Origin of the sequence: Phaeobacter sp. S60 (genome assembly GCF_000826845.1) — a bacterium.
Lineage (GTDB): Bacteria > Pseudomonadota > Alphaproteobacteria > Rhodobacterales > Rhodobacteraceae > Phaeobacter > Phaeobacter piscinae.
Genome location: NZ_JSWJ01000001.1, coordinates 141507 through 155335, shown reverse-complemented (window position 1 = coordinate 155335; position 13829 = coordinate 141507). Strand labels below are relative to the sequence as shown.

Here is a 13829-nt window from a genome sequence, read left to right as displayed (position 1 = left end):
CCCCTGACCCGTCCCTGTCCGAACGAGGCCCGCCATTTTCTCCTTTTGCTCTGATCCGGCCAGCCTGGAGGGTTTCCAGTGGCTGAGCTGTTACCTGACCACCGGCAAGCATTTTGCTTTCTACGCCTCCTTCGGGACGGTGCTGCTGCTTCTGGCCGTCACCGCCCCGGCGGCGCTGGCGTTTGGCTTTGGCGGCGCCATGGCTGCACGCGCGCAATTCGCGCCGCTCTCCTGGCTGGGCAAGGCCTATATCGCAGTGGTGCGTGGCGTGCCGGACATCGCATTCTTCCTGTTCTTCGTGATCGCATTGGATCAGGGCATTGAATATCTGCGCCATCAGGTGAAATGCCCCGACTGGGACGCGCCGGTACGGCAAGGCAATGACTTTGTTGTCTGTGACATTGCCAAGATGCCGCTCAGCTCCTCCGATCAGTGGATCCACGAGGTCTACGGCTTCTCGCTTGCGGTGGTGACCTTTGCCATCGTGTTCGGCGCCTTTGCGGCCAATGTGCTGTTTGGCGCGATGCGGGCCGTGCCCCGCGCCCAGATTGAAACCGCCGAAGCCTATGGCATGACCCATCGCCAGGCCTTCTGGCGCATTCTGGTGCCGCAGATGTGGACTTATGCGCTGCCCGGCCTGTCGAACCTGTGGATGGTGCTGATCAAGGCCACGCCACTGCTGTTCCTGCTCGGGGTTGAGGATATCGTCTACTGGGCGCGTGAGCTTGGTGGCTCCAAAACTGCCCGCTTCACCGATTACCCCCATGGTGACTGGCGGATGTGGTACTTCCTCGGCCTGCTGGTGTTCTACCTCGCCTTTACCAAACTCTCCGAAGTGGTGCTGGAGCGCATCCGCACCCGTCTGTCCCATGGGCAGGCCACATTGGCAGGCGAAGCCCAAAGGAAAGCGTCATGAGCTGTTTCCAGACCCTTCAGGAGTACGGCCTGCGCGCACTTGGCATCGGCGAACGCATGTTGCCCCGCAGCGATTTCACCCTCTGCGATCAGTTTGTCCTCATCGGCTCGGGCATGCTGTGGAACATCTACTTCGGCGCCATCGCCGTCGTCATCGGCTTTGTCATCGCCAATGGTGTGGCACTGGCCAAGAATTCTACCTCAACGCCGCTGCGCAAAACCGCTGAATGGTTCATCTTCATCTTCCGTGGCTCGCCGCTGTTCATTCAGTTCTTCTTTGCCTACTTCCTGTTCCTGCAGCTGAAGTCGGTCTCGCCAATCTTCAATCTGCTGTCGGCGGCCTGGCTTGGCGCGCTGATCGTGCTGATCCTCAACACCGCCGCCTATTCCGCCGAGATCTTCTACGGCGCGCTGCGCTCGATCCCCAAGGGCGATATCGAGGCGGCAGATGCCTATGGGCTGTCCGGCTGGACCCGCTTTCGCCGAATCATGTGGCCAACAATGATGCGTCTGGCCTGGCCGTCCTACACGAACGAGGCGATCTTCCTGTTCCATGCCACCACCCTGGTGTTCTTCTCTGGGTTCCCGGCCTGGCAACAGCGCGGCGATGCGCTCTATTACGCCAGCTATTTCGCGGATAAGACGTTCAACCCCTTCGTGCCCTATCCGATCCTGGCCTTCTATTTCATCCTGCTGACGCTGGTGGTGATTGGCATCTTCGGCGTGATCAACACCCGGCTGAACGCCCATCTGCCGCAGGAAAAACGCCGCAAGATCCGCTACAGGCCCAACCTGATCCGCTGATCAACTTGCTGGAACCCAGCAACCCAAAGGCGCCCACTGCGGCGCCTTTTTCTTTGCCCTGCTGGTGCCTGTGATCGGGCCAACAAAACTTTTGATCAAATTTTCTTTGCGTCTTGCGGATCCTGCTTTAGTAATGGGGCAATCAACTAGGGAGCCTCCGATGGATCTGTCTCATCTGCGCACTATCCGCATTGCCGCCTGTGACCTGAACGGGCAGATGCGCGGCAAGCGTATGCCCGTGGGGCTGGCAGACAAGCTGGCAGATGGCGCCGCACGGATGCCGATCTCTACCCTCAACGTCGATCTTTGGGGCCGCGATGTCGAAGACAACCCGCTGGTGTTTGAGACCGGCGACGCCGATGGCGTGATGCTGCCAACCGAACGTGGCGCCGTCCCGATGCCCTGGCTGGCCAACCCATCCGCGCTGGTCCCGATGGCGATGTACTGGGAAGACGGCCGCCCCTTCATGGGCGACCCGCGTCATGTGCTGGCCGATGTGCTGACCCGCTACCAGCAGCGCGGCTGGCGCGTTGTCGCCGCCACCGAGATGGAGTTCAGCCTGCTGGATGACAGCGGCGCACAGCCCGCCCCGCCCATCGACCCGTTCACAGGCCGGGAGCTGGATCAGCAGTCGGTCCTGTCGGTCGCGGAACTTGATGCCTTTGATGCGTTTTTCACTGATCTCTATGAAGGGTCGGAGGCGATGGGCATTCCCGCCCAATCCGCCATTTCGGAGGCGGGGCTGGGCCAGTTTGAAATTAACCTCAACCATCAGGATGCCATGCGCGCCGCCGATGATGCCTGGCTGTTCAAGGCCTTGGTCAAAGGTCTGGCCCGCAAGCACGGTTTTGCCGCCACATTCATGGCCAAGCCCTATGCCGAAGAGGCTGGAAACGGCATGCATGTGCATTTCTCGGTCGAGGATGAGGACGGCAACAATATCTTCAACGATGGCACCGAACGCGGCTCGGATCTGCTGATGAACGCAGTGGCCGGCTGCCTCACCGCGATGCCCGCCAGCACGCTGATCCTGGCCCCACACGGCAATTCCTACGACCGGCTGGTGCCCGGCGCCCATGCCCCGGTCAGCGCCGCCTGGGCCTATGAAAACCGCACCGCCGCAATCCGTATCCCCGGCGGCAGCCCCAAGGCGCGCCGCATCGAACACCGGGTCGCAGGCGGCGATATCAACCCCTATCTGATGCTTTCCGTGGTGCTCGGCGCGGCGCTCGCCGGGATCGAGGATGGCGCCACGCCCCCGGCCCCGTCCGAGGGCAACATCTATGAGATTGACGGGTTGCCGCAGCTGGCCCCCGACTGGAACGCCGCGATCGACCTCTTCGACAGTGACCCGCTGATCGCGCGGATCCTGCCCGACCGGGTGATCCGCAATCTGGTGATGATGAAACGTCAGGAGCTGGCAGGCTTTGCCGAGCGCCCGGCGGAGAGCCATTGGCTGTCCTGGCTTGAGGCGGTATGACATCAGCCTGTCAAAGCCCACAACGCTCTGCATCAAGCGCTTGCCTGAGTTGCGGACCTCGGCTAGGCTTAATTTGATCAAATTTGGTGACCCATGAAAATCGGCATTCTGCAAACCGGCCACGCGCCCGAAAACCTGATCGGCAACTCGGGCAACTATGACCAGATGTTCCGCAACCTGCTGGCCGACGGCGATTTTGACTTTGACACCTACGCGGTGGTCGACAACGTCTTTCCAAGCGGCGCCGACGCAGCAGACGGCTGGCTGATCACCGGCTCCAAACATGGCGCCTATGAAGATCACGACTGGATCCCCCCGCTGGAAGAGCTGATCCGCGAGATCCACGCCCGCAAACAGCCACTGGTCGGCATCTGCTTTGGCCACCAGATCATTGCGCAGGCACTTGGCGGCAAGGTTGAGAAATTTGCCGGCGGCTGGGCCGTCGGCCCGGTCACCTATCAGATGGATGGCAAGCCGCTGCGGCTCAACGCGTGGCATCAGGATCAGGTCACCGCCCTGCCCGAGGGCGCGCGGGTGCTGGCCGGAAACGACCACTGCAAGAACGGTATCCTCGCCTATGGCGATCACATCTGGACCCTGCAACCGCATCCCGAATTCGCCAGCAGCTTTGTTGGCGGCCTGATCGACAGCCGCGGACGCGGCGTGGTGCCGGATGCGATCCTGGATGCCGCCAGCACAGAATTACACCACCCGGTCCAATCGGGTGAAATCGCAACCTTCCTCAATGCCTTCTTCAAGAAAGAGAGGACCTGATGTCAGCCTGGCTCGACACCCTTCCCGAAGCTGCAAAAACCTATCTGGAGGGCCGTCGTCTCGACGAGGTTGAATGCATCATCTCGGATCTGCCGGGCATCGCCCGGGGCAAGGCGGTGCCAGCGTCCAAATTTGCCAAGCAGGATTATTTCCACCTGCCCGACAGCATCTTCTATCAAACCATCACCGGCGACTGGGCCGAGGCAGCGGATGACGATGGCTGGATCGAAAAGGACATGATCCTGAAACCGGACATGTCCACCGCCACCGCCGCCCCATGGACCGGTGACTGGACGCTGCAAGTCATTCACGACGCCTATGACCGCGATCACAAACCAATCCCCTTCAGCCCGCGCAATGTGCTGAAACGGGTGGTGCAACTCTATCATGATCGCGGCTGGGATCCGGTTGTGGCACCGGAAATGGAGTTCTTTCTGGTCGCCCGCAACACCGATCCTGCGCGCGGGATCGAACCGATGATGGGCCGCTCTGGCCGTCCGGCCGCCGCCCGCCAGGCCTATTCCATGACCGCCGTGGACGAATTCGGGCCGGTGATCGACGATATCTATGATTTCGCCGAACATCAGGGCTTTGAAATCGACGGCATCACCCAGGAAGGCGGTGCCGGGCAGCTGGAAATCAACCTGCGCCATGGCGATCCGGTGAAGCTGGCGGATGAGGTGTTCTATTTCAAACGGCTGATCCGCGAGGCCGCGCTGCGCCACGACTGTTTTGCCACTTTCATGGCCAAGCCCATTGCCGATGAACCCGGCTCTGCCATGCATATCCATCACTCGATCATCGACATGGAGAGCGGCGACAATATCTTCTCCGGTCCACAAGGCGGCGAGACGGATGCGTTTTACCACTTCATCGGCGGATTGCAGAACCACCTGCCCGCCGGTCTGGCGGTGATGGCGCCTTATGTGAATTCCTATCGCCGCTACGTGAAGGAACAGGCCGCCCCGATCAATCTGGAATGGGCCCGCGACAATCGCACCACCGGCATCCGGGTCCCCCTCTCCGGCCCCGAAGCGCGGCGCGTGGAAAACCGCATCGCCGGCATGGACTGCAACCCCTACCTTGGGATCGCATTGTCCCTGGCCTGTGGTTATCTCGGCCTCACCCGCGAGGAACGCCCCCGCAAGCAGTTCAAGGGAGATGCCTACGCCGGTGACGGCGATATCCCCCAGGTGATGGGGCAGGCGCTCGATCTCTTTGAGGAAGCCACAGACCTGCATGAGGTGCTGGGGCCGGAGTTTGCCCGCGTCTATTCCATCGTGAAACGCGCCGAATATGACGAGTTCCTGCAGGTTATCTCCCCCTGGGAGCGGGAGCATCTGCTGCTGAACGTCTAACATTCTCAGCGCTGGCGTCCTGGGAGATGTCAGCGCTGGTGAGTATTTATGGAAAGATGACAGGCAGTTGCGCTTCGCCGCATAGGCGATGCCTGCCGGGGATTGAGGTGTGCCATGGCGTTGAACCTGCTTTACTCCAATGACCGCAAGGGGACCTATCCCAACAGCTGGTACGCCGCCACCGCCACCCCGCTCGCGCCCTTTGCCCCCTTGCAAGGTGAGGCCCGCGCTGATGTCTGCGTTGTTGGCGGCGGCTACACCGGCCTCTCTGCCGCATTGCATCTGGCGGAGGCCGGGCGCTCAGTCATCCTGCTGGAGGCCAACCGTGTCGGCTTTGGCGCCTCGGGCCGCAACGGTGGTCAGCTGGGCAGCGGCCAGCGCATGGAGCAGGATGGGCTGGAAAAGCTCATGGGCGATGCCGACGCCGCCAAGCTCTGGACCCTGGCTGAGGAGGCCAAGGATCTGGTGAAATCCCTGATCACCCGCCACGACATCAACTGCCACCTGAAACCCGGCATCGCCCATGCCTGTTTCTCCAAAGCGGAAGTCGACGACGAACATCGCTATGTCGAGCATCTGCAAAACCGCTATGGCTACGGTGAGATTTCTGCGCTGGACAAGGCCGGGCTGGAGGCGATCTGCCCCTCGCCTGCCTATGTTGGCGGCTCGCTCGACACCGGCGCGGCCCATCTGCACCCGCTGGCCTATGCGCTCGGCCTCGCCCGTGCCGCCGCTGCAGCCGGGGTTCGGATATGTGAGGGCAGCGAAGTTCTGGACATCGAAGACGGCGCGCAGATCCGCCTGCGCACCGCCGAAGGGCAGGTCACCGCCGATCATCTGATCCTGGCCTGCAACGGTTATCTCGGCGGCCTCAACCGGCAGGTGGCCGCGCGGGTGATGCCAATCAACAATTTCATCGCCGCGACAGAACCCTTAGGCGCCGACGCCGCACGTGTCTTGGCCCGGGATGTGGCCGTGGCTGACAGCAAATTTGTGGTGAACTACTTCCGACTCAGCCATGACGGGCGGCTATTGTTCGGCGGCGGTGAGAGCTATGGCTACCGCTTCCCCAGCGATATCGCCGCCACCGTGCGCAAGCCAATGACGGAGATTTTCCCGCATCTGCGTGATGTAAAAATCGACTACGCCTGGGGCGGTACCTTGGCCATCACCCTGAAACGGATGCCCTATCTGGCCCGGCTTGCCCCGAAAATCCTCAGCGCGTCTGGCTATTCCGGCCATGGCGTCGGCACCGCCACTCACGCCGGTCAGCTGATGGCGCGCGCCATCGCCGGTGACAGCGACGGGTTCGAGACAATGTCCCGCGTGCCTGCCCCCGCCTTCCCCGGCGGCGCGGCCATGCGCAGCCCGCTGCTGGCCTTGGCCATGACCTGGTATTCGCTGCGCGACAGGCTGGGTATCTAAAGATCCTGCAAAGCGCCCGCCAATGCGGTGCGCCCCCCCTACCCCCGGACAGACCCAAAGCAACAGTTTCTTGAAATTCGTCGCCAAATCCCGCCAGTCCGTCCGGGGGTGCTTGGCATTTGCCCATAGACCTTTTATATTTTTGAAAAGGTAACTTCAGGATTTTGAAATATGAGCCAGGCATCCCCGTCGCAGGTCCCGAATGTCCATCAGGCAGAACCCATCCCGGAGGCCGCGCGCGCCGCGCTTGAGGCACTGATGCACTCTGGCGATCTGTTCCGCTATACCGCCCCGCAGGATGCGCCCGTCGCCCTGCTCGAAGAGGAATTCGCCCAGCTCCTTGGCAGCAAATACGCGCTGGCGGTGTCGTCTTGCTCGGCGGCTTTGTTCCTGTCGCTGAAGGCGCTGGACCTGCCCCGTGATGCGCGCGTGCTGATCCCCGGCTTTACCTTCGCGGCGGTCCCCTCCTCCATTGTGCATGCCGATTGTGTGCCGGTGCTCTGCGAGGTGGGCGCGAACTACCGCATCGACATGGCTGACTTCGAGGCCAAGCTGGACGATGTGCAAGCCGTGATCATCAGCCATATGCGCGGCCATACCTCCGATATGGATGCGATCATGGCGCTTTGTCAGGCGCGCGACATTCCGGTGGTCGAAGACGCCGCCCATTCACTGGGCACCACCTGGCATGGCCGCAATATCGGCACGCTCGGCGCCATCGGCTGTTTCTCCTTCCAATCCTACAAGATGATCAACGCTGGCGAAGGCGGCATTCTGGTCACCGATGACGCTGATTTGGTGGCACGCGCGGTGATCATGTCCGGCGCCTATGAGCACAATTGGAAGAAACACAAAGCCGCGCCGGGTGACAACACTGGTGCTCTGGAACAGGCCTTTGCCAAGTGGCAGAACCAGCTCCCGCTCTATAATCTGCGGATGAGCAACCTTTCCGCTGTGGTGATCCGTCCGCAATTGCCGGAACTGGCCCGCCGGGTTCGCGACGGGCTGAAGAACCACGATTACGTGGCCGATCAGCTGAACCGCTCGCCGCATATCGACGTGCCCGCACCGCTGGCACCAGAGCAGCGCGCCCCGGATTCGATCCAGTTCAATCTTGTTGATATGAGCCATGATGAGATCACCCGCTTTGCCGCCGCAACCGAGGCACGGGGCGTCAAGGTGCAGATCTTCGGCCGTTCAGCAGACAATGCCCGTGCCTTCTGGAACTGGCAGTTCCTGCGCGATATCCCGGAGCTGCCGCAAACCCGCGCCATGCTGATGCAGGCCTGCGATGTCCGCCTGCCTGTGCGCCTCAGCCGCGACGAGCTCGATGTGATTGCAGGCATTCTGCTCTCTGCGATGGACGACACCATGGGCGCAGCCGCCGCCTGATCCTGCTGCACAGGCCAGACCCACCGCTAAGGCGCGCTATATCCGGCGCGCCTTTTTCAGTGTGAGGGTGGGAGGAAACCGGCGAATTCCCGACCGCAGCCCGCGCCACCGCTGGACATTGCCCGCCACCCTTGCGAGGGTCGGCGCGACGACCAGAAGGACAGCCCCATGAGCGCGCGCAAAATCATCATCGACACCGACCCCGGACAGGACGACGCCGTCGCCATTCTTCTGGCACTGGCCAGCCCGCAAGAGATTGATCTGCTTGGCATAACCTGTGTTGCTGGCAATGTGCCTCTGGCCCTGACCCAAACCAACGCGCGCCGCGTCTGCGAGGTGGCAGGCCGCCCGGATGTCGCCGTTTACGCCGGCTGTGACGCCCCTTTGCAACGGCCCCTGATCACCGCCGAACATGTGCATGGCAAAACCGGTCTGGACGGACCCGAACTGTGGGATCCCACCATGCCGCTGGCGGAGGCGCATGGCGTTGATTTCATCATCGACACCCTGCGCCGCGAAGCGCCCGGTACCGTCACGCTCTGCCCGCTGGGGCCGCTCACCAATATCGCCGCCGCCTTTCAAAAGGCCCCCGATATCGTGGACCGCGTGCAGGAGATCGTGTTGATGGGTGGTGCCTATTTCGAGGTCGGCAACATCACCCCGGCAGCAGAATTCAACATCTATGTCGACCCGGAGGCTGCCGCCGCAGTGCTCACATCAGGCGTGCCGGTCACCATGATGCCGCTGGATGTCACCCATAAGGCGCTCGCCACCCGCGCACGCGTCGAAAAGATCCGTGCCCTCGATACCAAAGTGGCGCGTTTCACCGCCGAGATGCTTGATTTCTTTGAACGCTTTGACGTGGAGAAATACGGCTCCGAAGGTGGCCCGCTGCATGACCCTTGCGTCATTGCCTATCTGATCCGGCCAGAGCTGTTCTCGGGCCGCCATGTCAATGTTGTGGTGGAAACCACGTCCGAGCTGACGCTGGGCATGACCGTGGCAGATTGGTGGGGGGTCACCGACCGCCCGGCCAATGCGCTGTTCATCGGCGATCTGGAGGCCGATGGCTTCTTCGATCTGATCACCAGCCGATTGGCCCTGCTATGAGCCTGATCGTTGCCCCAGATCCCAGCTGGCCGACACAAGCCAAGGCCGAAGCAGACCGCTGGTCAGACAGCAGGATAGACAGCTTGGTGACGGTGCATCATATCGGATCAACCGCTGTGCCCGGCCTGCCCGCCAAACCCATCATTGACCTGATACCCGTCTTTGAAAGCGAGACGGCCATGGATGCCGCCCGTCCGCAAATTGAGGCGCTTGGTTTCGAATGGCTGGGTGAATTCGGCCTGCCCGGACAGCGCTACTGCCGTGCTGATGATCCAGAAACCGGAAAACGCCGGGTGCAGGCCCATTGTTATGTCGCAGGCTCTGACGAGATCACCCGCCATCTCGCCTTTCGCGATGCGCTTCGGGCCAACGCGGCACTGCGGGCGGGCTATGCGGCGATCAAGGGCAAATGTGCCGCGCTGCACCCCGGCGACATGCACGGATACGGTGACTGCAAATCAGATTGGGTGCAAAAGGCAGAAGCGCGCGCGATCAACGCGCTGGCAACAAAGGAAACCTCATGAGTGCCGCATTGCATCTGGCCCGCCCCGAGGATCTGGACCGTGTTCTGGATCTGGTCGCCGCCTTCCACGCCGAGATGGGAATCCCCTCCGATGACACGCTGCGGCGGGCCGCGATTGAACCGCTGCTTGAGGGCTTGCCTTATGGCGCGGTCTATCTGATCGGCCCCGCCCGCGCCCCAGTGGGCTATATCGTGGTCACCTTCAGCTGGTCGGTGGAGTTTGGCGGCATGGACGGCTTTGTGGATGAGCTGTTCATTCGCCCCCCGGTGCGCGGGCGCGGCATTGCCACCGAAGTGCTCTTTGCCCTGCCCCGCACCCTCGCAGAGGCTGGCATCAAGGCGCTGCATCTCGAAGTTGACAAAACCGATGAGACCGCCCGCAACCTCTATGCCCGCGCCCGGTTTGAACCGCGCGACACCTACATGCTGATGAGCCGCAAGCTCTGATCCTGCCGCAGGGCAAGCGGTCCTAACGGCTACGACAGGGCGGCCAAACCAACTGGCAAAATCACCCCGCTCTGCGCCCGCAGCAGTCTTTCCACATGTTTTTTCCCGCGCGGAGGGAACCCATGCACAGGTTGCGCGTTCCTTCTCAGACAGCGCACGGCAGAACCTGACAGTCTTCCGCACCGCTGACCGATATTGAACACACCGTGGGACGTGTGGGAGCGCGCCGCCAGAGAGAGCTTTGGCAGCGCAACTGAGACAGCGGCAGAAGCCGCAACATATGGCCACCCACCGGGGTGGTCGCCAAGGCAAAGCTGACGGCACAAACACCAGCATGGGTCCGGCGCATTCCGATAGGATATGCCCCCTCAACACCGGCTTAGGGGAGCCGAGAGGGACCAGATCCAGACTGCTGCGGCCACATCAATGGCCAAACCGGCTGGGGATCAGGGGTGAGACCCGGCCAGCAAATCAGAGCCATCCCAACGGTGAGGCGGCTCTGGTCTGCCACCGAATACAACCGGATCTACCGCGCCCCCCGCGCGGCGTGGCCCCCTGTCTCTGCTCGGACGGGGGCCACCCCCAGATCACACAGCGACCACTCCAATCCGGTCGCTCCACATCGCAAGATCGTCGCGCCCGCAACGACCCAAGTGCGGCCGGATCAACAGGACCGCATATAAGACAGGAAAGGAACCCTTATGAAAACGCATATTCTCGCCGGGCTCAGTGCAGCCACTCTGGCCCTCTCCGCCTGCTCTGACCTCACACCGGAACAACGCACCGTCGCCGGGGTCGCTGGTGGTGCCGCCGCCGGTCTGATCGCCGCCGATGCGCTCAAGGCGGATGATGACTGGCGTCTGATTGCCGCCCTTGGTGGCGCGGCTGCGGGCACCGTGGTGGCCCAGAACAACCAGTCCCGCCAATGCGCCTATTCGCGCGGCGACGGCACCTATTACACAGCGGCCTGCCCCTAAGGCCCAAGTCGACCAGCCACCCCACGTCTGACCGCGATCCAAACGGCCCGACATGGAATTATACAGACGAAAAAGACCCTGAGAGCCAACCGCCCTCAGGGTCTTCCCCATTCGCCAACGGCTGAAAAAGCCGCGCCCCCCGTCGGCGCAGGCCCCCCGGAACAGAGAGAGGGCCCAAATGCTGTCGATCCCCCTTGGCAGCGCGCGTCAAAGCCCCCCGGCAACAGTCGCGCCCTGTGTCATCGACAGGCTAAGAACCGGATCGCTCATCCCAACAGTCTGCCCGCTCAGCGGATAGCGCCCAGGCCCCGCGCATCCCGCCAGCAGCGCCACCGCAACAACAATCCCGATGGGCAGCCAGCTTCCTGCACCGGCCGTCGCAAGAGCAGCGCCAACCGGCACTGTTGCGTCAGCCTTGGTCACCGAAACGGTTGGCCGGGCTTTCGGATGTGGTCTTACACGCATGGTCTTCCCCCTCCTCAGCCAGCGCCACCCCCGTAGCGCCTGATTCAGAGACTGCCACAGCCGTCCTCACGCGTCTGTGAACAAGGCCACAGACGCGCGCTATTCGCACATATTTGAAGAATGAGCCTTGATTGACACTGGCCGGACGACAGGCCCATCGCCAGCAGCTGCCCGGTTGGGACCTACCTAGGACAGGACGTCGAGAAGGCGCAGGCTGAAATCGCCGCCCCACACGAGGGGCGGCCGCGCCTCAGGCCAAGCGGCGCATCAATTGCAGATCACAGGCCGTGGCATAGCCCATCGCGCGCTTGATCCCCGGCAGCATGGCTGCACCATTCATGGCGAAACTCAGCTCAATCAGCCCCGCCTCGCCATAGACCGCGCGCACAATCTCCCGTGCCTCCGGATCATCCGTCCGCGCACCAGCCACAGCCCCGGAAAGCCGCACAACCGCCTCCAACTCCGGCTCAAGCGTGCCACCTGTCAGGATCGACTGGATCAGCTCCGGCGCCAGCCCTGCGGCTTTCGCCAGGTTGATCTCAGCCTCAACGCAGGTGCCGCAATCCGCACTCAACGCGCCGGTCAGCCGCGCCGCATGATAGGCCGCCGCCGGCACATGACGGTTGGGGTCCAGAAATCCGAAGACCCGATTGTAACGCGTCAGCAGGCCAAAATCAGCCTCCGCAATCGCATGGGAATACTCCAGAGAAACACCCACCCGGCGCTCCGCGCGACGAATGAAAAAATGCGCAATCTTTTTAAGCATGGTCAAACACCACAAATACAAACACCAAGTAAAAAGGCCGGAGCAAACGCCCCGGCCTCAGATCTTATTTCAGAATGGAGCGGCCTGCATATTCGGCCACTTCCCCCAGCAGCTCCTCAATCCGGATCAGCTGGTTGTATTTGGCGAGCCGGTCCGACCGCGCCAGCGACCCGGTCTTGATCTGACCGCAGTTGGTGGCCACGGCGAGGTCGGCAATGGTGGCATCCTCAGTCTCACCCGAGCGGTGCGACATCACATTGGTGTAGCGCGCGCGATGCGCCATATCGACCGCCTGCAGAGTCTCGGTCAGGGTGCCGATCTGGTTCACCTTCACCAGCATGGAGTTTGCGCAGCCGCGCGCGATGCCATCTGCCAGACGTGCGGGGTTGGTCACAAACAGATCGTCGCCCACCAGCTGCACCTTGTCGCCCAGCTCATCGGTCAGCGCCTTCCAGCCGTCCCAGTCATCTTCGCCCATGCCATCTTCGATGGAGATAATCGGGTAGTCCTTCACCAGCGCCGCCAGATAGGCCACGTTTTCGTCGGAGGACAGGGTTTTGCCCTCGCCCGACAGGACATATTTGCCGTCCTTGTAATATTCCGTCGCGGCGCAATCGAGCGCCAGATAGATTTCCTCACCGGGTTTGTAGCCCGCCTTCTCGATGGATTTCAGCACGAAATCCAGCGCTTCGCGGGTTGACGCGATGTTGGGGGCAAAGCCGCCCTCGTCACCGATCCCGGTCGAAAGACCCGCCGCCGACAGCTCTTTCTTCAGGGTATGGAACACCTCGGAGCCCATGCGCACCGCGTCACGGATGTTCTCCGCGGCCACTGGCATGATCATGAATTCCTGAATGTCGATCGGGTTGTCGGCGTGTTCGCCGCCGTTGATGATGTTCATCATCGGCACTGGCAGCATCCGCGCCGAGGTGCCGCCGATATAACGATAGAGCGGCTGGGTGGTGAAATCAGCGGCGGCCTTGGCCACGGCCATCGACACGCCCAGAATGGCATTCGCGCCCAGACGGCCCTTGTTTTCGGTGCCGTCCAGCTCAATCATCGCCATGTCCACAGAAACCTGCTCAGTCGCGTCAAAGCCCACCAGCTCTTCCGCGATCTCGCCATTCACCGCTGCAACCGCTTCCAGCACGCCTTTGCCCATGTAGCGGGATTTGTCGCCGTCGCGCTTTTCCACCGCCTCATAGGCCCCGGTCGAGGCGCCGGAAGGCACCGCGGCACGGCCCATGGTGCCGTCTTCCAGCATGACATCAACCTCGACAGTCGGGTTGCCCCGGCTGTCCAGAATTTCACGGGCGTGGATATCGATAATAGTGCTCATCACTCGGGTCCCTGATCTTGGCAAATGGTTGCGGCAATTCTTGCCAGCGTCATA

Annotated in this window: 14 protein-coding genes; 11 read left to right on the top strand and 3 right to left on the bottom strand. The window is 62.1% G+C overall.

The features are described from left to right. Positions 1 to 34: 34 nt before the first annotated feature. From OO25_RS00760 to OO25_RS00710, 11 genes are all read left to right on the top strand, one after another. Positions 35 to 916 (top strand): ABC transporter permease, encoded by an 882-nt coding sequence (locus OO25_RS00760; RefSeq protein ID WP_076619744.1) that lies wholly within the window; start codon positions 35 to 37, stop codon positions 914 to 916. After that, on the top strand, positions 913 to 1719 hold the full coding sequence (locus OO25_RS00755) for an ABC transporter permease (protein ID WP_040178001.1): 807 nt from the start codon (positions 913 to 915) through the stop codon (positions 1717 to 1719). Before OO25_RS00760 ends, OO25_RS00755 begins: the two co-directional genes overlap by 4 nt. A gap of 160 nt (positions 1720 to 1879) precedes the next feature. Beyond that, the gene (locus OO25_RS00750) at positions 1880 to 3199 is read left to right on the top strand and encodes a glutamine synthetase family protein (protein ID WP_040178000.1); all 1320 of its coding nucleotides are present in this window, start codon (positions 1880 to 1882) and stop codon (positions 3197 to 3199) included. Positions 3200 to 3292: 93 nt separating this feature from the next. After that, on the top strand, positions 3293 to 3973 hold the full coding sequence (locus tag OO25_RS00745) for a type 1 glutamine amidotransferase (RefSeq protein ID WP_040177999.1): 681 nt from the start codon (positions 3293 to 3295) through the stop codon (positions 3971 to 3973). Further along, positions 3973 to 5331: a glutamine synthetase family protein gene (locus OO25_RS00740; RefSeq protein ID WP_040177998.1), complete on the top strand. Its 1359-nt coding sequence runs from the start codon at positions 3973 to 3975 to the stop codon at positions 5329 to 5331. Before OO25_RS00745 ends, OO25_RS00740 begins: the two co-directional genes overlap by 1 nt. A gap of 114 nt (positions 5332 to 5445) precedes the next feature. Continuing rightward, the gene (locus tag OO25_RS00735) at positions 5446 to 6756 is read left to right on the top strand and encodes an FAD-binding oxidoreductase (protein ID WP_082035271.1); all 1311 of its coding nucleotides are present in this window, start codon (positions 5446 to 5448) and stop codon (positions 6754 to 6756) included. Between the two features lie 171 nt (positions 6757 to 6927). Further along, positions 6928 to 8148 carry a DegT/DnrJ/EryC1/StrS aminotransferase family protein gene (locus OO25_RS00730; RefSeq protein ID WP_040177997.1) on the top strand — a complete coding sequence of 407 codons (1221 nt, stop codon included), beginning with the start codon at positions 6928 to 6930 and terminating at the stop codon, positions 8146 to 8148. Between the two features lie 168 nt (positions 8149 to 8316). After that, positions 8317 to 9258, top strand: a complete 942-nt coding sequence (locus tag OO25_RS00725; RefSeq protein WP_040177996.1) for a nucleoside hydrolase — start codon at positions 8317 to 8319, stop codon at positions 9256 to 9258. Then, the gene (locus tag OO25_RS00720; RefSeq protein ID WP_040177994.1) at positions 9255 to 9782 is read left to right on the top strand and encodes a GrpB family protein; all 528 of its coding nucleotides are present in this window, start codon (positions 9255 to 9257) and stop codon (positions 9780 to 9782) included. The genes OO25_RS00725 and OO25_RS00720 overlap by 4 nt, the downstream gene beginning before the upstream one ends. Further along, positions 9779 to 10228 carry an N-acetyltransferase gene (locus OO25_RS00715; protein ID WP_040177993.1) on the top strand — a complete coding sequence of 150 codons (450 nt, stop codon included), beginning with the start codon at positions 9779 to 9781 and terminating at the stop codon, positions 10226 to 10228. Before OO25_RS00720 ends, OO25_RS00715 begins: the two co-directional genes overlap by 4 nt. 701 nt (positions 10229 to 10929) lie before the next feature. Then, positions 10930 to 11205, top strand: coding sequence for a glycine zipper 2TM domain-containing protein (locus OO25_RS00710; protein ID WP_024097740.1), 276 nt, complete (start codon positions 10930 to 10932; stop codon positions 11203 to 11205). Positions 11206 to 11412: 207 nt separating this feature from the next. Here OO25_RS00710 and OO25_RS00705 read toward each other — a convergent pair whose 3' ends face one another. The 3 genes from OO25_RS00705 to eno all read right to left on the bottom strand — a co-directional run bounded on the left by OO25_RS00705 (position 11413) and on the right by eno (position 13775). Continuing rightward, entirely contained in the window at positions 11413 to 11670 is a 258-nt protein-coding gene (locus tag OO25_RS00705) for a hypothetical protein (protein ID WP_040177992.1), read from the bottom strand. A 250-nt stretch (positions 11671 to 11920) separates the two neighbouring features. Beyond that, the gene (locus OO25_RS00700; protein ID WP_040178031.1) at positions 11921 to 12436 is read right to left on the bottom strand and encodes a hypothetical protein; all 516 of its coding nucleotides are present in this window, start codon (positions 12434 to 12436) and stop codon (positions 11921 to 11923) included. Between the two features lie 64 nt (positions 12437 to 12500). Further along, complete coding sequence (gene eno, locus OO25_RS00695; protein ID WP_040177991.1) at positions 12501 to 13775, bottom strand: phosphopyruvate hydratase; 1275 nt, start codon at positions 13773 to 13775, stop codon at positions 12501 to 12503. Positions 13776 to 13829: the final 54 nt, after the last annotated feature.